15 protein-coding genes, 1 tRNA gene and 1 pseudogene are annotated in these 20,878 nt (G+C 46.9%); 10 read left to right on the top strand and 7 right to left on the bottom strand.

Annotated features, from left to right (window positions below; all coding sequences use genetic code 11):
• Position 1: 1 nt before the first annotated feature.
• From MIC7113_RS17550 to MIC7113_RS38665, 3 genes are all read right to left on the bottom strand, one after another.
• Positions 2 to 688 (bottom strand): adenylate/guanylate cyclase domain-containing protein, encoded by a 687-nt coding sequence (locus MIC7113_RS17550; protein ID WP_015183509.1) that lies wholly within the window; start codon positions 686 to 688, stop codon positions 2 to 4.
• Positions 689 to 789: 101 nt separating this feature from the next.
• Entirely contained in the window at positions 790 to 4,152 is a 3,363-nt protein-coding gene (gene hsdR, locus MIC7113_RS17555) for a type I restriction-modification system endonuclease (RefSeq protein WP_015183510.1), read from the bottom strand.
• A 3-nt stretch (positions 4,153 to 4,155) separates the two neighbouring features.
• Complete coding sequence (locus tag MIC7113_RS38665) at positions 4,156 to 4,278, bottom strand: hypothetical protein (protein ID WP_015183511.1); 123 nt, start codon at positions 4,276 to 4,278, stop codon at positions 4,156 to 4,158.
• A gap of 119 nt (positions 4,279 to 4,397) precedes the next feature.
• On the opposite strand from MIC7113_RS38665, the gene MIC7113_RS17560 reads away from it, so the two are divergent.
• Positions 4,398 to 4,853: a TniQ family protein gene (locus MIC7113_RS17560; protein ID WP_172642244.1), complete on the top strand. Its 456-nt coding sequence runs from the start codon at positions 4,398 to 4,400 to the stop codon at positions 4,851 to 4,853.
• A 136-nt stretch (positions 4,854 to 4,989) separates the two neighbouring features.
• Here MIC7113_RS17560 and MIC7113_RS17565 read toward each other — a convergent pair.
• From MIC7113_RS17565 to MIC7113_RS17575, 3 genes are all read right to left on the bottom strand, one after another.
• Positions 4,990 to 5,061, bottom strand: a tRNA-Val gene (locus MIC7113_RS17565).
• Between the two features lie 636 nt (positions 5,062 to 5,697).
• On the bottom strand, positions 5,698 to 6,429 hold the full coding sequence (radC, locus tag MIC7113_RS17570; protein ID WP_015183513.1) for a RadC family protein: 732 nt from the start codon (positions 6,427 to 6,429) through the stop codon (positions 5,698 to 5,700).
• A 159-nt stretch (positions 6,430 to 6,588) separates the two neighbouring features.
• A complete protein-coding gene (locus MIC7113_RS17575) occupies positions 6,589 to 7,557 on the bottom strand; it encodes a phosphoribulokinase (protein WP_015183514.1) in 969 nt (322 codons plus the stop codon).
• Between the two features lie 252 nt (positions 7,558 to 7,809).
• Here MIC7113_RS17575 and MIC7113_RS17580 point away from each other — a divergent pair, with 252 nt between their 5' ends.
• From MIC7113_RS17580 to MIC7113_RS17620, 9 genes are all read left to right on the top strand, one after another.
• Positions 7,810 to 8,361, top strand: coding sequence for a DUF3172 domain-containing protein (locus tag MIC7113_RS17580; protein WP_015183515.1), 552 nt, complete (start codon positions 7,810 to 7,812; stop codon positions 8,359 to 8,361).
• Positions 8,362 to 8,552: 191 nt separating this feature from the next.
• Positions 8,553 to 9,395, top strand: a complete 843-nt coding sequence (gene rsmA, locus MIC7113_RS17585) for a 16S rRNA (adenine(1518)-N(6)/adenine(1519)-N(6))-dimethyltransferase RsmA (RefSeq protein ID WP_041780964.1) — start codon at positions 8,553 to 8,555, stop codon at positions 9,393 to 9,395.
• A 33-nt stretch (positions 9,396 to 9,428) separates the two neighbouring features.
• Positions 9,429 to 10,382: a 4-(cytidine 5'-diphospho)-2-C-methyl-D-erythritol kinase gene (ispE, locus tag MIC7113_RS17590; protein ID WP_015183517.1), complete on the top strand. Its 954-nt coding sequence runs from the start codon at positions 9,429 to 9,431 to the stop codon at positions 10,380 to 10,382.
• A 301-nt stretch (positions 10,383 to 10,683) separates the two neighbouring features.
• A complete protein-coding gene (locus tag MIC7113_RS17595) occupies positions 10,684 to 11,019 on the top strand; it encodes an ArsR/SmtB family transcription factor (RefSeq protein WP_015183518.1) in 336 nt (111 codons plus the stop codon).
• Positions 11,004 to 11,621 (top strand): SRPBCC family protein, encoded by a 618-nt coding sequence (locus MIC7113_RS17600; RefSeq protein ID WP_015183519.1) that lies wholly within the window; start codon positions 11,004 to 11,006, stop codon positions 11,619 to 11,621. Before MIC7113_RS17595 ends, MIC7113_RS17600 begins: the two co-directional genes overlap by 16 nt.
• Positions 11,622 to 11,703: 82 nt before the next feature.
• A complete protein-coding gene (locus MIC7113_RS17605; protein WP_155898024.1) occupies positions 11,704 to 11,988 on the top strand; it encodes a hypothetical protein in 285 nt (94 codons plus the stop codon).
• 297 nt (positions 11,989 to 12,285) lie between these two features.
• A complete protein-coding gene (locus MIC7113_RS37705) occupies positions 12,286 to 13,173 on the top strand; it encodes a hypothetical protein (RefSeq protein ID WP_015183521.1) in 888 nt (295 codons plus the stop codon).
• Positions 13,174 to 13,237: 64 nt separating this feature from the next.
• Positions 13,238 to 13,900 carry a glutathione S-transferase family protein gene (locus MIC7113_RS17615; RefSeq protein WP_015183522.1) on the top strand — a complete coding sequence of 221 codons (663 nt, stop codon included), beginning with the start codon at positions 13,238 to 13,240 and terminating at the stop codon, positions 13,898 to 13,900.
• A 397-nt stretch (positions 13,901 to 14,297) separates the two neighbouring features.
• A complete protein-coding gene (locus tag MIC7113_RS17620) occupies positions 14,298 to 19,211 on the top strand; it encodes a CHAT domain-containing protein (protein WP_015183523.1) in 4,914 nt (1,637 codons plus the stop codon).
• Positions 19,212 to 19,281: 70 nt separating this feature from the next.
• Here the strand turns inward: MIC7113_RS17620 and MIC7113_RS35465 are convergent.
• Positions 19,282 to 20,793, bottom strand: a pseudogene (locus tag MIC7113_RS35465) (IS5 family transposase).
• Between the last annotated feature and the right edge of the window lie 85 nt (positions 20,794 to 20,878).

The following is a 20,878-nucleotide window of genomic DNA, read 5'->3' on the forward strand; positions in this document are numbered from 1 at the left end:
ATTAAGCATTCAATCCAATCAACTCATAAACCTTGAATGGATTTCCTTCAGGTTTCAGTTGGGTCGAGTCTCTTTCTCTGACCTGAACATACTCCGCACAACTTTCATACGTCTTTTGACCGATCAAAATGTCGCAGCCATATTGCTGCCCTTGTTGACTCAAGTGATTCGCCACATTCACCCCATGCCCCACCGCAGTGAACTCCATTCCTTGAGGGGAACCAACATTACCACAGAAAACACGATCTGTATTGATGCCGATTCCTATCCTCAGCGGATGGTGTTCTTCTGGGAACCAGGAACTGTTGATTTCTGGTAGTCGATCTCGCATTGCCAATGCCGCTTTAATTGCCATCAGCGCATGGTTTTCTAAGGGCAGTGGTGAATTAAAAACTGCCATAATCGTCGAGTCAATGTATTTGTCTAATGTGCCTCGATGATTGAAAATGGGTTCCACCATCACTCCACAATAGTGGTTGAACAGCTCGACGCGAGTTTCTACTTCCATTTGCACAGTTAAGCGCTCAACTCCGTAAAGATTTACAAACAAGATGGAAACTTCCTTCTCTCCACCGTTTGGGTAGGGATCGCTTGAATCTACCAACTGTTCTTTAAGTGGCTTTAAACACCTAAAATTGGGGCGGAGATTTTCCAGTAATTCATCAAACTCATCAGATTCATTGGGCATATTGACAAAGGGTTCGTTTTGTAGATGGAACACTAACTGATATTGTGTCAGAGCGATCGCGAATGTGCGTTAACAGCCAAACTTTTAATCTTGTATCAGGATTAACTCGCTTCCTGCCAAAGGGCTTCGTTAATATCGACCAGAATCTCTTCCAATCGCCCCTCAAACGTTCGATTAAGACGCTCAAATCCGCCACCTTGCGCCTTAAACGCTCCCCGCTCGAAAGCCTCCCGGTCTACAATAACCTCTGTTTTCAACTGCTGACCAATTCGCTCCAACCACTTGCGCTGCGGTGCTGTCCAATTACGACTCGCCAGGATTTTCTTCATCGCCTTATCCACGCGATCGCCATAAGGCACCAACGCATCCCCCAACGCCGCCTGCCGGATAAACCCGATAATCGACGCGGCAATATCCTCATTCGTCATCTCCCGCCACGCCACTTGCAGGTTAGTTTCCGAGAACCCCGCCGCATCCAACAACAGACGCAGTTCCTTGAGTTGCGCCCTCGTCAAGTCACGCGGACGCTGAGTTACCACTAACAGCGCCGGGATTTTATTCAAATTCTCCTGCAAAAAGGCACTAAAGCTGTCCAAATAGTCCTGTGGTCGTTCGGCATCCCCATACCCTCGTTCCACCCTTCTCAACACATCCTGATGGCGAGAAATGAGAACCGCTTGCATCCCGCCATCTCGTCGGTCTAACATTTGGGCAATTTCTTTCCTCTCCCGCAACCACTGCGCCGCCTCACTGGGGCTAGATTCGCGCAAATGACTTACCATGCCCTCAACAGGCATTCCCGCCAGCGTTTCAATCGCCTCCTTGCTGTCGTCAGAGAGCGATCGCTTTTTCCGCTGCAACTTCGCCAATAGCTCATCAATAATACTTGCGATCGCCGCCGAATCTTGCACCGTCCCCAGTTCATCCACCAACTGCGTCAACGAAAAATCAGGCTTATTGACCACAGGCTTCATCTCGGACACCTTAGAGATGGCGGTATAGATATCTACCGCATCAAACACCCGAAACGCCTGTTTCCCAATCTCATCACACAGTCGAGTCGCCCGTCCCAACATCTGTTCATAAAGTATCCGAGAATTCACCCGCCGAATAAACACCAGATTGCAAATTTCCGGAACATCAATCCCCGTCGTCAACAAATCTACCGTCACCGCAATCTTAGGATTGACCTCATTTTTAAAGCGGCGAATCAACTGCAACGGTTTATCAGCATTCCCCGTAATCTTCAGCACCGCGTCATCCTCGACGCTGCCATACTCGTTTTCCAGAGCAATTTTCAGTTGGTCAACTACAATATCGGCATGATCGGTATTAACGCAGAAAATTAGGGTTTTTCCCGGTAACGCTGGGTCAATGTCTTTGGCTAATGCCTCGCAAACCACCCGATTAAACTCTTGCGTTACCACCCGTCGATTAAACTGCTCAACATCAATGCGAACCGTATCTGGCGCGTGAACCAAATCCAACTGCCCTGTTTTGGGGTCAAAAAACTCCATCTGGTCGCCTGGGTTCCAGACGATACCATCTTCAGAAAGGGCAGTGCGAATCCGATATGGCGGTTCGTGGTCAATCAACCAACCATCAATCACCGCTTCCCGATAACTGTAGGTATAAACAGGTTCCCCAAAGATTTGCGTTGTGTGCAGCGCTGGAGTTGCCGTCAGCCCAATTTTCACCGCATCGAAGTAATCCAATACCCGCCGATACTTAGAGATGTAGTCATTGAAGTCCCGGAACGTTAATTCCGTCTCACTCAACTCCTGGTCAAGCAAATACCCGCGATGGCACTCATCCACCACAATGCAGTCATACTGGTCAACGGTAGGAATAGTCGTTTCATCCGAGGGGTAAAGCAGGCGTTTGACAAAGCTTTGCACGGTAGCGATATGAACTTTAGTATCGCTGTCAATGTCCCGCTCTCCCAATTCCTTAATCTCAAAAATATCGGAAAACGTCTGAAGACTCTCCATGCGTGTATCTTTAAACGCATTCGCCGCCTGTTCCCCCAGTGCCGTGCGGTCTACCAAAAACAGTACCCGACGAAACCGCTTAGTCTTCAACAGCCGATAAACTAGGGCAATACAGGTTTTAGTCTTCCCCGTCCCCGTCGCCATCGCTACCAGGAGTTGCCGCCTATCCTCGCCAAGTGCTGTCTCAACCTTCTGAATTGCCTTTTTCTGATACTCCCTCAGCGTGAAGTTATAGTTAAACTCTTCTTGAGCCAACTTCCGATGTGCTTCCTCCACATCCTGACTCAACCTATCGACTAAACCTTGAGGAGAGTACCAACTGACTAGGGGACGGCGCAAATTCTCCCGACGGCGCAAGTCACAAAACCAAATCCCGCTTTTCGTCCGCAGTTGGTCTAAAAACTCTCTGCCATTCGTCGCAAAGACAAACGGCACTTTGAATTCACCCCAAGGACTGCCACTCGGTAAAGTTTCATCTCCCTTAATTTGATAGCCCCGACTGTAGCGCTTCGCCTGGTCAATTGCCCCCGACACATCGGTACTCCTGCGCTTGGCTTCCACCACCGCCACAACTTGCAACCCCACAAACAACGCATAATCAGCGCGTCCATCGGCTGTGGGATATTCTGCGATCGCCAAATTCCTCCCTTTGCCGGGACGAGTCCCGTTAGCATAGGTAAGCTGCTCCGAGTCTACCTCCCAACCTGCCGCCCTCAACTGAGCATCAATCAAGCGGCGCGTCTCCGCCTCATCTAAAACGACTTCTTTCTCCGCCTGCTGTGCTTGACGAATGGTTTGTTGCAGAACATCCGTTGACTGTTCTATTGCACGTTTTTGCAGATTTGTCAAGCGCTTTAACGCGGCTTTCGCTTCCGCCTCGGCTTCTTGGAGCAACTGTTCGGCTAACTGCCTGAGTTCCGCTTCCTCCGCTGCTTTCGCCAAAGCCATTTCTACTGCTGAACGGCTTTCATTGGCTTCCTGTCGCAGCCGTTCCAACTCCTGCCTAAGTGCCTGAGTTTCCCTCACCGGGTCAGGTGGTGGAATAAACGCTCCCGCTTTAAACTGACTATCCCGACCAAAACTCTTGTGAAACCAGATACCTAGTTCACGGGCAAACTTCAGGTTACTCAAGGCTGCACGATGGTCGCCAGAGAGGGAGTGACTCGCCTGATTTCCGGCAAGGCGCAATTCGTGAAAGAGTTGATTAATCCGACCTGGTAAGTAGCCCCTATCCCGCAAGCGGTTGAGTAACTTTAGCTGTGATTCCTCGGCATCGACATCGTAAAGACCAACATTTGCGGCGACCAACTGCGCCAACAGTTCGCCAAACTGACGCAGTTTCATCAAACAGGTTACTGGGTCAGGAGCAAAATACTGCTCTGCCAACGTCCCCAAGCGCACTAACTGCGGTTCGTGAATGGCTAAAAATGCGAAGTTGGGTGACTTGAGGGTATTGTTCTCGCCTGCACTCATGCGTCACTCTCCTCGCTGTGCTTGTCGAACGCCCAAACCTTGGGCAAACTGTACCTGTGTCAACCCCAAGCGCTTCCAGGTTTCACGCACCAGCAAAGCAGTTTCCAATCGGTCAGCGACAGCCATAGCAAGACGTTCTGGAGGTTTTCTCCATTGAGCTTAACCAAACCAGAGGTATATCGCACATCGTAGAAGGAAAGGGCTGCAATTTGGATTGGAATAATACTAGATGCCAGCATTTTCAGTTGCCAGAACGTAGCCATCTTTACCATTTACCACCAGTAGGAATAGGAACTCTTGTTGTAGAAAGCTTAACTAGCTACATTGCTCGACTGGCAGAGTCTCATAGCGTATTTCCAGGAGTGTTGATGTCCCGTGAACTGGTACCAGTAGTGGAAAAGCCATATCTTAGCAGTAGTGCCAGCATGGGTTTACGTGCATTATTCAACCGCGCCCATGCTTTCAATGGTACGGGAGACATGGCCAGGGACTGGGTTGAAGCGCTTGAAAAGGTGACGCTGTTGAATGACTTACGATTATTGACTCTGCTGAGTTGCGCTGAAATTCTCCCATCGCATGGTTTATTGCGTAATCGTAAAGCTTGGTGTCCTACTTGCTACCAAGAGTGGCTCACATCAGAGCAAATTGTGTATGACCCTCTTGTGTGGACAATGCGGAATGTGACAGTGGGCGAATCCTAGCTCACTTGGAGTTAAATTTCAACCCCAGGTTTTAAAGCATGACTTTGCCGGAGACATTTTAAAGCATAAGTTTGCCGCAGCGGCAAAAACAAACTTTAAATCACAACAAATAATTAGTCATTGTACATTTATCCAATGGGCGATACTGGATTTGAACCAGTGACCCCTTCCGTGTGAAGGAAGTGCGCTACCCCTGTGCTAATCGCCCGCAGGCAATTAATATAGCACAAGGAAGCGGCTTTTGTCATTGCGATAGCGAAGCGAGAAGAGCGTTTGCGTAAGCATGGTGCGTTAGCGAAGCGGCACGAAGTGCAGCAGCAAAGCGCAGTTCGGGTGCAGTTGCTTTGCCTAAACTGCCCTTTTATACGCAAAAACCCTCACTTTGAATACAAAACAGAAGCCTCAAACCATTGCAAGCAAAAACGGGTGCTTTGGTTTGCACCCGCTGGCGTTTGGTGTGTGTGAGGAACTGTGGTCTATGTGAACTTTGGAATTTGATGTCTTCATCATAAGAATTCACACCCATTAGCCACATGAGGAGAAAGTCATGAGTTTAACCGTGACTTTTGTCATGGGCGTTTGCTGGCGTTTACTGGCGGATTTACCTAAATGGAGAGATGAGCCAGACATCAAGAGAAATCTAAGATGCTATTGATTTCCAAGCCCCTCAGTGTTTTCTTCTATTGGTGATACCATGTTAAAACTAATTTGGTGTTTGACAAAGCCACTGCGCGTTCTTGCAGGATTGGTATTTATATTACTCGGTAGCTAAACCCTGTTGTTTGTGCAAAAAGTTATTAGCACAACATAGCTCCAAGCAACAGCAAAGGAAAGGCAAACTTTGTTAATCCCCCTGCGGATATTTATTCCATAAGCCTGTCGTGATCCGCAAACTTTGATGATTCCCATTCCCTAAAATCAGGTGATCGAGAATGGGAATGCAAAGTAATTGTGCTCCCTGCAAGAGCTGTTCTGTTAGCGCAATATCTTCCGAACTCGGTTCCACACTTCCGGTCGGATGATTATGAGCAATAATCACCCGCGTTGCTCCCTGTCGCAGCACCTCTCGGAAAATATCGCGGGGATTTGCCAATGTCTCTGTTGCCGTACCAATCGTAATCACTTTAGTACCCAGTAACTGATTCTTCGCATCTAGTAGCAACACCGCAAATCGTTCCTGAGTTTGCCACATCAATTCGTGACTGAGAGCCGCCGCCGCCGCCACGGGACTATCGATTACTGTACGATCCGAAGGGCGAGACTGAAATGCCCGTTTTCCCAACTCAACAGCCGCTAGAATCGTTGTTGCCTTAGCCGGCCCCACACCATGAAATTCCATCAACTCCTGAGGGTGAATGTCTCGCAACACCTCCATCGGATCGCGCTGATTATCGCCTAACTGCTGCAAAATGTATTGTCCCAAACCGATCGCAGAAAGCTTGCCTTTTCCTTGACCTGTACCTAACAAAATCGCTATTAGTTCCGCTGTTGTCAGATTTTTAGCTCCCTGCACCATTAATCGCTCACGAGGGCGCTCACTGGTTGGAATATCGGCAATTCTCAGGCTATACGTCATAGATGCAGGCTCATGAAGACTCAAGGGTATTAATTTTAGTAATCCCTTTTCGAGACTTGAAACTGACATCGGCCTCAAAAAATCCACAGCCGTTAACGGTATGTTAAGGCTTACAGCCAGCTAATCCTGATCTGAATCAATGACCTCAAACCCAATGAACTAAACCCTAAGGCTGGGTTCGGCTGAGTCAAAGATATTGGCCGCTTTGAGCATGTGATAGGTAATGAGTAGCTGTGTTAGGGCAAGAGGATAGCTTTGGAGCGTTTCTCCAGTTGTTCCTGTAACTTTACCAATATCTTGATTCCCTTCCAGACTACAGAATTGGCCTAGATAGGGAATTTCATTACACAGTAACCGTTCTAACTCTTTGACCTGTTCGTCAGTCGCATGACCATCAATTTCGAGAACATCAACCGGCTTACCCATATCGCGATCGAGTTCTAAGCGAATCGCTGAACTGAGATGAGATTTGCTGGGATTGAGAATTCCAGTAAAGTCGGGGTGGGGGATAGTGGGTCTGAGTACTAGATGTACATTTAGCAATAAATCGCTCTGCTCCGATGTCTCATCGTCAGGTGGGTAAAAGCTGACGACAATATCAGACCACTTGCGCTGAGGACGGATAAATTCTTCTGAGTCGGATTCACGCTTCCTCAATTGCTCGATAACCTGTTCTTCGGTATACCCCCGCTTACGAGTATCGCGCTTAATTTTCCACTGTGCCCGTAAAGATTCTGGAGGTGCCAAATAAACTTTGACATCAAAGCAATCCCGCGCTCCACGAGCCGCATAACCCAGCAATCCCTCAACAATCACATACTTGCTCGGCTTAATGTACTCCGGTGCGTCAAACGAGCCGGTGCTGTGGTTGTAAATGGGCTTAAGGATGGGTTGTCCCTGGCGGAGCAAACTCAAGTGTTGCTCAATAATATCTAGGTAGTTGCAGTCGGGGTGCAAGGCTGAAATTCCCATTTCAGCTCGTTGCTTGCGATCATAGCGGTGGTAATCGTCCGTACAAATAACCGTGACTTGATCGGTGCCTAAGACTTGAGCAATTCCCCTCGTCAGAGTTGTTTTTCCGGCAGCGCTATCACCGACGATTCCAAGAAGAATAGGACGACTAGTCATGGTTATTTTTACTGCTGGACTGGTTAGTGTAGTGGACTTTGTAAAATGATCCCACACTTACGATAAATTTTTGTAAGTTTCGGATTCAAAACAATGTATCCAAAAACAGCTACGCACTTCAGCCATCAGCCCAACATAACGATTGAGACTGTAACCGACAATCTGTCAAGTGGCATCATCTATAGGCATACTGAGAGAAGGAGAGCAGTTGCAACTACTCCCCCCCATACTCTTAAGATTGACTGAGCAACAATGAAACGTAAATCCAGGTTCACTCCCCCCAGAGATAGGGATGCCTTCTCCACTTCTAAGCCTGCGAGTGCCGGTTCCATATTCACGCCGATAGTCCTTTTTGCTTTCGCGGCTATCTTCATACTAGGAGTTGGGGTTGGCATTGCTTTTAGCTCAACAGCGACGTTCAATCCAGAAAATGTAGCATCCCGCGAAGTTATTGACCGCAGTGTACCGAACGCTGAACTCTGTGTTCAATACGGTGCCAGCTCGATCGTTACAGATATGCGTGTGTTTGTGACACTCAATCCCTTTAACGTCTTTGTGACCCAGCCGACCATGCGACCTGGGTGTGTACTACGTCAGAATAACTGGTCAATCCTGGAGCAGAAGAACTTGGTAACCTCTGATCAGGTGCGTGACTGTAAACGACGGATGAATACCTTTGGCTTTACTGGCGACTTGAATAGCAAACCAGAAATCGAATGTATCTATCAAAATGAGGCAGCCGGTAACCTCTTCCTGAACCAGCCAGGGAGTGTTGGGCCAAAATCAGAAACAAATAATTTCTAACCAATCCCTAAAATTCAATCAATGGCGTGTATCGCCCTATCACCCAAGTGGATAATCCGATCAGGGGAAGCCTTATGCTTTCGGCCAACTTAGGATAATGGGAGATTTCATCAGAAGGCAACCCCACAGGCTTGACCCCAGTGGGGTTTTTTATAGTGCAAACGCTCCTGGCTCCTCGGTACAATGAGCAAATGACTCCAAAAGCCCGTAAACAATTTGCTCAACATTGGCTACGCAGTGAAGCGGCGCTCAACCAAATTGTTGCAGCCGCTCAGTTGCAAAAAAGCGAGCGTATCCTGGAAATTGGCCCCGGTACGGGCATTCTGACTCGCCGCTTATTACCGCAAGCCGAATCCGTAGTCGCCGTAGAAATTGACCGAGACTTGTGCAAGTTATTAGTCCAAAAGTTGAGGTCGTTTGATAACTTCTTGCTGTTGCAAGGCGACTTCCTTACCCTCGACATAGACGCGCAGCTAGCCTCCTTCCCCGCCTTTCAGAACCCCAATAAAGTTGTCGCCAATATTCCCTACAACATTACTGGCCCCATTTTAGAGAAGCTACTGGGTACCATTTCTCAACCCGCTGCTGATCCCTTTGATTTAATCGTACTCTTGGTGCAAAAAGAGGTTGCAGAACGGTTGTATGCAAAGCCCAGTTCGAGAGCATTCGGTGCTTTATCCGTGCGGGTGCAGTATTTAGCCGAGTGTGAATTAATCTGTGAAGTGCCCGCCAAAGCCTTCTCCCCTCCCCCCAAAGTTGATTCTGCCGTAGTGCGGTTGCGTCCGCGCCGGGTGGAACCACAAGCCACTGAACCCAAATGGTTAGAGACATTGCTGAAACTGGGATTTTCTAGCAAGCGGAAAATGTTGCGAAATAATTTGAAATCGGTGGTGGAATGCGATCGCCTTACCCAGTTGCTGGAACAATTAGATGTTAACCCCCAAGCTCGCGCAGAAGACCTGAGCGTGCAACAGTGGGTTGCGTTGAGTAACTTGTTAACCGATTGTAGACCGGGAATTTCCGCTCCCATCTAAATAATCCACAATCCTTGCATCCCTAATCGAGTAATGCGCTCCTACTCCCTAATTGCCCCAGCCAAAATCAATCTGTATTTGGAAATTCTAGGTGATCGCCCAGATGGATATCACGAGTTGGCGATGATTCTTCAGAGCATCGAGTTAGCCGACCAAATTGAAGTTCGTGCGATCGGTACCGATACTATCCTCATTCACTGCGACCATCCCCAAGTGCCGAGTGACTCAAGCAACCTTGCCTACCGAGCCGTAGAATTGATGGCGAAGGTCTTTCCCGATGCCTTCGCAAAATTTGGTGGTGTGGAAATTACCATCAAAAAACATATTCCTGTAGCGGCTGGACTGGCGGGAGGTTCGACCAATGCTGCCGCTGTTTTAGTGGCAGTAGATATGATGTGGCAGTTGGGACTCACCCAGCCGGAATTACAAGACTTAGCCGCACAACTTGGCTCTGATGTTCCGTTTTGTTTGGCAGGTGGCACGGCGCTGGCGACGGGTCGAGGTGAGCAACTGAATTCTCTATCAGCTTTCAATTCGCTTTATGTTGTTTTAGCGAAAGACCGAAATCTGATGATTTCGACCCCGTGGGCTTATCAGGCTTATCGCTCTGAGTTTGGTCATACTTATGTGCGCGATACACAGAGTTTGGAATCCCGCGCCCATCGAGTTCATTCGGGGCCGATAGTTAACGCGATTCGCCACAAGGATGGCTCACAAATTGGTCGGTTGCTGCACAATGATTTAGAAAAAGTGGTGCTGCCCACCACTCCCCAAGTGGCACAACTGAGGGAAGCGTTTCAAAGTAGCGGTGTTTTGGGAACGATGATGTCTGGATCGGGGCCAACTGTATTTGCTCTGTGCGAGTCGGAGGCTCACGCGCAGGAGGTTCGGCAAAGAGTCAGGGGCATGATTGCCAACCCAGATGTGGATTTCTGGGTGACACGGTTCTCAACACGGGGCATTCAGATTGTCTCGTCGGTTACTTGATGGATTGAAGGTTAACAAGGTGGCAGGTTAAAGGCTGTCTGCCCAAGCGTGTGGCGATACCTAATTAGGGGAAGTTCCAACGTTCCAGCGCTAGTCGATCAATCTAGAAACCAAAATTATGGGTAGGGGCGAAGCATTCGGAGGACAATTTATCGTTCAAACCTTAGGTTTTTCGCCCGAATGCTTCGCCCCTCCAGAGGTAATAAATGCTGTTGGAATTCTACAATCGATTGACATTTAAGCAAATGCTTATGTATTCTAATAACAGTTAAGCATTTGCTTAAGTATTGAGTTTCTCTGTATGAGTAGACCTGCCGCTAGTGCTGATATTTTTCAGGCGATCGCAGATCCAACCCGACGCGCTCTCCTGGATCGGCTATGCAATGGCGAACAATCAGTGAAGCAGCTTGCTGAACCCTTTGAGATGTCCATGCCAGCCATTTCTCAGCACCTGCATATCCTGTGTGAGGCGGGTTTAGTCAGCCAGCGCAAAGTAGGACGGCAGCGTCTGTATCGGCTGAATCCGGAACCTCTCAAGGAAGTATCTGACTGGGTGAATCCTTATGAGCAGTTCTGGCAAGAGAAACTCGATGCCCTTGGCAAGTATTTGGAGGAAAATCCATGCTCCGAGACTTAAAGCTAGATGTCTTTTACCCCTACTCTCCAGAAAGGGTTTGGCAGGCAATTACCAATCGCCGTGTGTTGGCACAATGGTTGATGGAGAACGACTTTGAGCCACGAATTGGGCATAAATTCCGGTTTGAGCCTCAGCCGCACCAAGGAGTGAATGAAGCCATCCACTGTGAGGTGATCGAACTCGATGAACCCAGAAGTCTCTCCTATACTTGGCGGGGTGGGTTGATGGGGAAGCCAACAATTGTGACGTGGAGACTGGTACCGATGGAGGGGGGTACACAGCTTCAGCTTGAACATAAGGGCTTTGAGAGCCGTGCAATTGCCTCTGTCACGGCTGAGCGATCGCTCACACGGAGTCTGCTAACGCATCATGAGCAGACAGGGCTAGAAAACTCTATGCCTAGAGCATTTCTGGAGACTCGAATGCCAGAACGAATTGAGCCAAAAATGCCATTTTCTAGAGGATATGGCAGAGCCGAGAGCATTGATACTGTTACTCTCAACTTTTATCTCAATGGAGGTTGGCACGCTGTCCTGAACAGCAAACTCCAGAATCTATTGAGCGATCATACTCAACAAATAGGTGTTCGTAGCCGCTCTTAAGGGTAAGCTAGCACTAAAGTGCTGCTACGAATTTAAAATTTTTCTTTGTTTGAGAATACTCTTCACTACCAAAAACATGGATATGGAGAACCAGACCATGAGCGCCGAGCTATCTAATGTTGAAGAAAAGGATATTGAGCCAACAGTTGAGAGACTGACAAAACGTGAATATTTCACCGCCTTAGCTCTTCAGTCAATTCTCAAAAATTGCAGTTGGATCGAATTCTCGCAAAGCTCTAAAGAGCGAGGGATTATCACTGAGAACACGATCAAAGTCGCACATGAAAACAGCAAAATAATTGCTGATATCTGTGTCAAATACGCCGATGCTCTTCTCGCTCGGCTGGGCGAAACGGCAATTGAATGAAGACAGCGCGAATCAAGACTTAGTTTCAATAGCACTGAAATAAGCCCTGAACTAAAGTACCCTTCGGGAACGCTTCGCGAACGGGCTAACAGCTAAAACCCGTTAAAACGGGTTGAAAAGCTTATGCGATAAGCTTTAGCTTACTTGAGATTTGAGCCTGAAATTTAATTGCAAGGCTCTTAAGCCAGTGCCATTCAACTTAGTTTAACGTGGAAGATTGCGATCGCTTTGCGCTGCCCCTTTGGGGCAATCGCCTACATTGCCAATCCGAAAGTCTAAAGCACAAGGAAGTCAGTGATGTCTAGCCTAAAATCACTAGAATTAGCGGGCGTACCCGTTTTAGTTCGTCCACCTGCCAATCCTAGCTTAAGTGCCCCACTCATTGTTCTGTGGCACGGTGCCGGGATACCGGGCAGCGAGGAAATGCTGGCAGAACTATTGCCGCTTGAAGAGGTACAAGCTTGGAAAGCCTATCTCGGATTGCCACTGTTTGGAAAGCGTTTGCCAGTTGGTGGTACTGATGAGATGACACGGCGGCAGCTAGAAGACTACGTGTTACAGGCGCTGCTTCCTACTATCGAACAAGCCATGCAGGAGTTACCCCATGTTGTTCGTGCATTGCAAGCGCGATTTAGCATTGATGACAGGGCAGGGATTGGTTTGTTTGGCTTCTCGGTTGGCGGTATCGCCGCATTACTCACCTTGCTGGAAAGTTCTTTGCCAATTACGACAGCCGTGTTAGCGGGTGTTACTAAAGATTTGGTTTCTGTTGTTAATAACTATGAACGTATCGTTCAAGGGGCTTATTCTACACTTAAAGAAAAATATCCTTGGGTAGAGAAGCGCTATTGCTGGAGTGCGGAGTCAGAAGTGGCTAAACAACGATTAGACTTTATGGCTCGTGCTTCAAATTTGCAAAAGCGCCAACCCATGCCTGCTGTTTTGTTCGTACAGGGTACACAGGACGAGATATTTCCGGTGAGCGAAGTAAAGGATTTGTATGCCACTGTTGCAGCATATTATGAGCAAGCTGCTCAGTCACATCGTTTGTCTATACGAACTTTTGAGCATCTAAAGCATAACATCGACCTGGAAGCCGCCCAGAATGCTCCGGACATGCAGCAGAATATATCTGAAATTCAAAGAATCGTAGCAGCATGGTTCAGCCAACATCTGAGTTCCTGAACTATTGAAACTTTAGAAGATAATCTTTAATCTTTAATCTTTGAAAATACTTACAGGCGTTAATATGCTAAAGCTTTATCATATCCCTCTGTCTGCAAACTCTCGCCGTGTGTGGATTACACTCCTAGAAAAAGGACTGCCTTTTGAGGAGATTGTACTCAAATTAGATGGTGATCAATATCAATCCGAGTTTCTTGAAATTAGCCCATTTCACCATATTCCTGTTTTAGTCGATGATGGCTTTAGGGTAGTAGAATCTTTGGCGATTCTTGACTACCTGGAAGCCAAGTACCCTACACCCTCACTTATGCCTACTGATACCAAAGCAATCGCAACTGTACGCATGGTGGAACTCGTCACGATTAATGAACTCTTACCTCCCACGATTCGATTGACGAGTCAGGCGCTAGGTGTATTGGAAAATGCACCCCAAAAGGTGGAGAAGGCTCATCAGCAAGTCCTCACGGTACTGGATTTCTTTGAAAGCTTACTCGGTGATTCTCCCTATTTTGCTAGCGAATTCCTAACCCTGGGTGATATTGCCGCTGGAACAGTAGTGCCTCAGCTTCCCAGTATAGGTGTCTCGCTGGATGACTATCCAAAACTCAAGGCTTGGTGTGATCGTTTAATGGCGCGTGATTCGTGGCAAAAAACTCAGCCGAGTCCGGAAGCGATCGCAACGTCTCTGCCTCAGATCAAAGCACTCATGAAAGCTTATTTGATGTAAACTCACATCTTGCACTACCCCCCTAAACCCCCTTTTAAAGGGGAAAACACTTGATATTTTAAGTTTAAAAAAATTATTTGAATTAATGACTCACTTCTTCACAAAAATTAAAAAACTAATTAGTGCCCAAAACCTCTGATTGTTGACGATTATTCCGATTTGGTCATAAATAATTTCTATTAAGAGGAAAATATTGAGACAAGCCATTGCGGAAAAGGATTGTTTGCTAGTGTTGTAGTCTTTACATCTATCCGGTTTTTTGAAGATTCACTTGAATAAGATCTGCATCAGATTGGTTGTGCTTAATTGATAAAGATTAATTAAGTCTTGTTTGTTTTTGAGAGGGGACATTTGCCATAAAAATATAATCTCTTTACAGGATAATCCAGGTATTCCTATGGCAGCACTAATTTCCATTGTCATAACTGTTTATAACCGAGAGCGTTACCTACAGGCTGCAATTGAGAGTGTTCTCTCACAAACCCTAGAAGATTTTGAGCTATTGGTGTGGGATGACGGCTCTAGCGATCGCTCCCTCACGATTGCCCAGGAATATGCCTGTAAAGACAGTCGTGTGCGAGTGGTAACGGCAGAACATCAAGGGCATACTCGCGCTTTGAAACAAGCGATCGCTCAAACGAAGGGTAAATACATCGGTTTCGTAGACAGTGATGACCTGCTTGCCCCAACTGCCCTAAAGGAAACAACCCTGGTACTTGAGCGCGAACCCTCAGTGGGCATGGTTTACAGCAGTTACCTGGATATCGACGAACAGGACAGAATCGTCAGCTACGGATATCGCTGTATCGTTCCCTATTCAAAAGAAGGATTACTCCACCAATTTATGACATTCCATTTCCGGCTAATGCGTCGGAGTGTCTATGAGCAAGTCGGCGGCTTGAACGATTTATTGAAATATGCCCAAGATTACGACTTGTGCCTGCGTCTTTCTGAAAAGACGGAAATTAAGCACGTTAATAAGCCCCTTTATTATTACCGCACTCACCCAAAAAGTATCTCCCACCAGAAGCGACACGAGCAAATACGTGACGCACGACTAGCCGTAGAACTAGCTTACCAACGCCGGGGAATCAAAAGATGGGGAGCGGGCTCTCAAACGAGCAGAGAGATAGAGACAAGAGTCAGTCAAACTTCAAAAGGTAAAGCTCAAAGCAACTCTTCAACTAATGCTTTACGTTTTACCTTTAACGCTATTGCTTCATCCCTTTTACCTTTTTCCCTAGCCCTTTTCCCTTCTCTTGTTGCAGCCCAACCCATCACCGATAACACAACAGGTACAAATGTCATCCAAAATGGAAATAGCTATGATATTACCGGTGGACAGCGTTCTCAGGATGGCACAAATTTATTCCATAGCTTTAGTCAATTTGGCCTGAATCAAAACCAAATTGCTAATTTTTTATCTGATCCATCAATCGCGAATATTCTAGGGCGTGTCACGGGTGGGAACGCTTCGATTATTAATGGTTTGATTCAAGTCAGTGGCGGCAATTCCAACTTGTTCTTAATGAACCCAGCGGGAATTGTATTTGGTGCAAATGCGAGTTTAAACGTTCCTGCTTCGTTCACCGCAACGACTGCCAATGCCATTGGCTTGAATGGGAGTTGGTTTGAGGCATTTAGTAACAATAACTACAGTAATTTAGCGGGTACTCCCAGCGGTTTTCGCTTTGATGCAGCTCAACCCGGAGCGATTATTAATGCAGGGAATTTAGCCGTTAATTCAGGGCAGAATTTGTCACTGATTGGGGGGACAGTTGTTAGTACGGGAACCGTGCAAGCATCCGGAGGTAATCTTACCGTCGCGGCTGTAGCCGGAACGAGTTTGGTACGGGTGAACCAAGCGGGACAACTCCTAAGCTTGGAGCTTGCACCGCCGACTAATGGACAGGGTAATTCCTTGCCAATCACACCACAAATGTTACCCCAATTGCTCACAGGTGGTGCATCAAATCTGACTACAGGTATGACTGTTAATACCTCCGGACAGGCACAACTTGCGAATTCTGGAACTGAGGTAAAAACAGGTGATGTCGTTGTCAATCAGCTTAGTGGTGGGACAGTAACTTTATCAGCCAACCGCAATCTTACCCTAATTGAAAGCCAGTTACAGACAACAGGTAATATGAATTTGCTGGCAAAAGATACAGTGGTGGTGCGTGATAGTGTCGCCAAACCCTTTTCAGCTCAAGCGGGAGGTAATCTCTACATTCGTGGCGATGCAGGAATTGATGTTCTAGCGCTAAATCACTTGTATCAAACGCCATTTGTCAGCGGTGGCAACCTAACTTTGGTCAGTGATGGCAAGATTTCTCTGGATGCCCATTTTGCCAATCAGGGTAGTTTTTCTATTCTGAATTCTAGTGGAAATGGTGGCGATTTTAGTAGCCTTTATGACCCAATTATCAGTTCCGTTGGCGATGTTGTGATCGGCAGTTATACAGGGCCATCTCTCAAAATTGAAACCCTTGGTAGTATCACCGTAAATGGAACTATCACCATCACTGATGCGGATTTTGTTATGGCTGGAATTTGTGGTGGATTTGGGCCTGTTGGCTCTATTCAGCCCAGAGTTTTAGTTGCCAGTCGAACCAATATTCCTATTTCCCGATTGCTGCCGAGAAGTCAGGTTCATTCAAAGTCCGGTTACTTGCTGGCGCAAACGGTTAATTGCTCACCGGATGCTATTCTTTTGGGAGATCAGCCTGCTTTAATTTTAAGAGCGGGTGTGACCGCTTTGGAAGAGCCTGCTTTTGGTTACCCAAATACCGTTTTTGGTACTCCTCCAGTTACATTTTCAGGAACAACATTTAATACAACAGGAACAACGAGTACGCCGGGAAATGTTACGGTTACTGGTGATATCACGGTTGGTGCTGGTGATTTATATGGTGGCCCTGTAGGTGGCCCTGCAATTATTAGCGCGACAGGCAACATTCAAACAGCGAACATTAATACATTTGCTACAGATACGACTAATGAGGTGACGATTCAGGGAGGTGAGGTTTCCTTAATAGCTGGTGGCAATATCACAACCGGTGCGATTAATTCCTCTGGTACGAGTAACTTTGGATTTGTTTCTGGTGTTGGTGGTCAAGTCAGCTTACAAGCGGGAGGTAATATTACCTTCGACAGCATTAACACCCAAGGACTTCATAACACTACCGCTGTTACTCCAAACGGCACGGGTGGCAATGTCAGTATCACAACCAACAGTGGAGTCATCCGGGGAACGGACGTTATCACTGGCACGACTACCACGATTAATACTGGAGGAACAACTCAAGGTGGCGCGGTTACCCTTCAACATGGCGGGGGGCCACAAAATTTCCGCTTTGTTGTGGGTGATGCGACGAATAATGGCGTTGTGGGAGCAATTGATACTCGGAATGCGGCTGGTGTCGGTCAATTTATTCAGTTTTCACCCGCTATTCCCACTGCTGATACCCAGATTCCCAATAACAATACGTTTGTGCTGGGCGATCCAACGGTTAATGGGATTAGTATCACGTTTATTAACCAAGCACCGACTCTGGCATCCAACACACAGCTAACCGGTGCCACGCAAAACCAGACGTTTTCGTTTACCTTGGCGCAGTTAAATCCCCAGTTGGGCGATGTGAATAGTGATATCACTACGATTATTATTGATGCGATCGCACAGGGAACACTAACGCGACAAGATGGAACACCCATACAACCAGGAGCCACTGTGTCGGTAAATGAGGTTTTGTTCTACACTCCACCGGTGGATGCTACGGGTTCCATTGCAGCTTTTAGCATCAGGGCGAGTGATAATGTTTCCGTCTCAGCCCCACAACCAATTGCGATCGCAATTACACCAACCCCACCTCCAACCCCAACACCAACCCCAACCCCAACCCCAACCCCAACACCAACCCCAACCCCAACACCAACGCCAACACCAACGCCAACGCCAACACCAATACTAGGAAATCCACTTCCAGAGCAGAGTTACCCACCACAACCGTTGCTAACGGTTACCCTACCTCCTGTTGAAATTGACCCCGTGGTTGCCCAAATCGAAAAATCCTTAACCAATCAATACAAACAGTATTTAGGATTACCGGGTGAGATACCAATTAGAACTCTGGATCAAGAACGTGAGATTCTCAACCAAATCGAGAGGGCAACGGGGATTAAGCCAGCGATGGTTTATGTCACATTTGTACCCCCAACTCTTGGCGCGACTTCAGCCGGTACCCCACGCCCAGAAAATCCGCTCCCCCAAGATAGCGATGAACTGGAACTAGTTGTTGTGACAGCGAAAAAGCCACCCATTCGCAAACGGGTAATCGGTGCAACCAGGGCGCAAGTCTTGAAAATGGCTGGAGAATTCCGCAGCAAAGTAACCGATTCCAGAAATCGTCGTGGCTACCTAGCCCCAAGTCAACAACTGTACCAGTGGTTAATTGCCCCCTTAGAGGCGAATTTACAAGAACGACAAATTAATAATCTGGTTTTCCTAATGGATGCTGGCTTACGTTCCTTGCCGGTTGCCGCCCTCCATGACGGGAAAGGATTTTTGATTGAGCGCTATAGTGTCGGCTTGATGCCCAGTCTCAGCCTCACTGATACCCTGTACAAAGACATCAAAAATGCCCAAGTTCTGGCGATGGGAGCCAAGACATTTACCGACCAAAACCCCTTACCCGCTGTACCGACAGAAGTGTCAGCAATTGCCGGGAGGTTATGGCAAGGCAAGTCTTACCTAGACAGTGGCTTTACGCTGGGTAATTTAAAGGCAGCACGAGAGCAACAACCCTTTGGCATTATCCACTTAGCGACTCATGGTGATTTTAAACCGGGCGCTCCGAGTAACTCTTATATTCAGTTATGGGGTGACCAAAAACTGCGCCTCGACCAAATGCGAACTCTCGGTTGGAATAACCCACCTGTAGAGCTTTTAGTGCTAAGTGCCTGTCGCACAGCTTTGGGGGATAAGGATGCAGAGTTGGGCTTTGCGGGGTTCGCGGTATTGGCAGGGGTTAAGTCAGCGATGGCAAGTCTGTGGTATGTTAGCGACCAAGGAACCTTGGGGTTGATGACGGACTTTTACCAGCAGTTGAACACTGCCCCCATTAAGGCAGAAGCATTAAGGCAAACTCAATTAGCGATGATCCGAGGAGAGGTACGTTTGGAGGATGGTCAACTCCATACTCCTAATGTGGATATTCCCTTGCCGCCAGAGTTGGTGGAACTCGGAAATCAAACGCTGGAGCATCCTTATTATTGGTCTGCCTTTACGATGATTGGTAATCCTTGGTAATAGACATCTCTGATCGGATGGCTAAGTAGGGCTTGCTGAATAAGTCAGAGAAAAACCACCGATGGATTAATTAGTTATGTAAGGTTGAAGGAATGATGAGGTATTGTTGTTGACAATGCCTCCAAATATCAGCTTTAATAATAGTTTGTCTTCCCCAAAGGTGTGGTGAGAGCTGAAAGCACAAAAAAAGACAAAAAACCTGCCGTAGCAGGACGGACTTGCTTCATGACCAAAAAAGCAATAGCAATAGCTGTTTGAGAGGTGTTAGGCAGTTTAGCCATAACTCTATTCAAGCTAAATCTTCGTTTGGATACTCCAAATTTCCCTTCAATCGCATTACGAACTGTTTCATCTTCTTTGGCTTGCTTCTTCTTTTCATCACTGACATTAGCTGGCGGTCTTCCCAAAGGGGGTCCACTGATTCTAATCCCTCTTTCTTTACAAAAGGCTCGATTGGAGCGGGTTCGATAAATTCGATCAACGTGTACTGATTCTGGATACACTCCTGTAGCTTCTTTAAAGGCTTCTACTTGGGTTTTTAAATCTCCCGATTCATTAAAGTTATTCCAGTCTATCCGGTCTAAAAATACATATCCATCTCTTAAACTTACCGAGAGTTTGGCTCCAAATTCCACAGGACTTCCGGCTTTCCCTCTCACTATTGGACGGATATGCGGTTGACTTAAACTGACTATCCTGTCCTCAATTCTTGATGTTTTATTGTCATACATCCATTGCTGTTGACGATAAACTTCTGCGACCACCAGTAAGCTTTTGTATTGAGGGGAGCTTAAAGCCTCTAAGCCATCGCCTGCTTGGGTTAGCTGGTCTATGTGAGCTAAGTTTCTTTTGACATATTGCAATTGCTTTCTGATTGCTTTTCTGATTTGTTTTCTTGACGGTTTCCGTTTTTTTGCGACTTGCAAGTAATTTTTTCGAGCCAGGTTTCTATAAGTCTTTGGCTTTTTCCCTAGTTTCCCTTTCAGCGGTTTATACAGGCTATCTATTATCTTTTCTGTTTTGACTCTGGCTTGATTTAACAGTCCCAAATCATTGGGATAGCTGATATCTCCTGGCGCACAGGTTGCATCCAGTATTAATTTCCCTTGATTGGAGCGCTCTCTTGCTTCTTCCCTTTCTGAGAGTGAGCTTTTTTTTTAGCTTTCTCCTCGCTCTCTTCTTGACTCTTGTGTACCATTCTTTGATTTATTTGATTCACTAAATTCGCATTTATTCTTTCTCTAAATCTCACTAATAGGGAGGCGTCAAACGGAGCCTCGTTGCTGTAATACTTTTGTCCTATAAAGTATTGTAAATACGGATTCTCTTTTATCTGTTCTACTGTTTCTCTATCACTTATTCCTAATTTCTCTTTGATTATTAATGAACCCAATGCCATCCTAAACGGTAGGGCGGGTGCACCTATATCTTCGGCAAAGTTTCTGGCGTATTCCTCTTCAAATTCTTCCCAGGGTATGAGATTAGCGATGATTACCCAACGGTTATCTTGTGATAACTTTCCCTCAAAGGGTAACTCAAACTTTTCCGGTGGGGTGGGGGGTGAGTCAACTTTCCGGTACATTTTCCCTAGTTCAGGTGCAAGGGTTTTGTCGGATTTTACCTGATTGCCTTGCAGCTGAGCAACTATCAATGCCGCTTAAACTATT

It is taken from the genome of Allocoleopsis franciscana PCC 7113 (genome assembly GCF_000317515.1).
Lineage (GTDB): Bacteria > Cyanobacteriota > Cyanobacteriia > Cyanobacteriales > Coleofasciculaceae > Allocoleopsis > Allocoleopsis franciscana.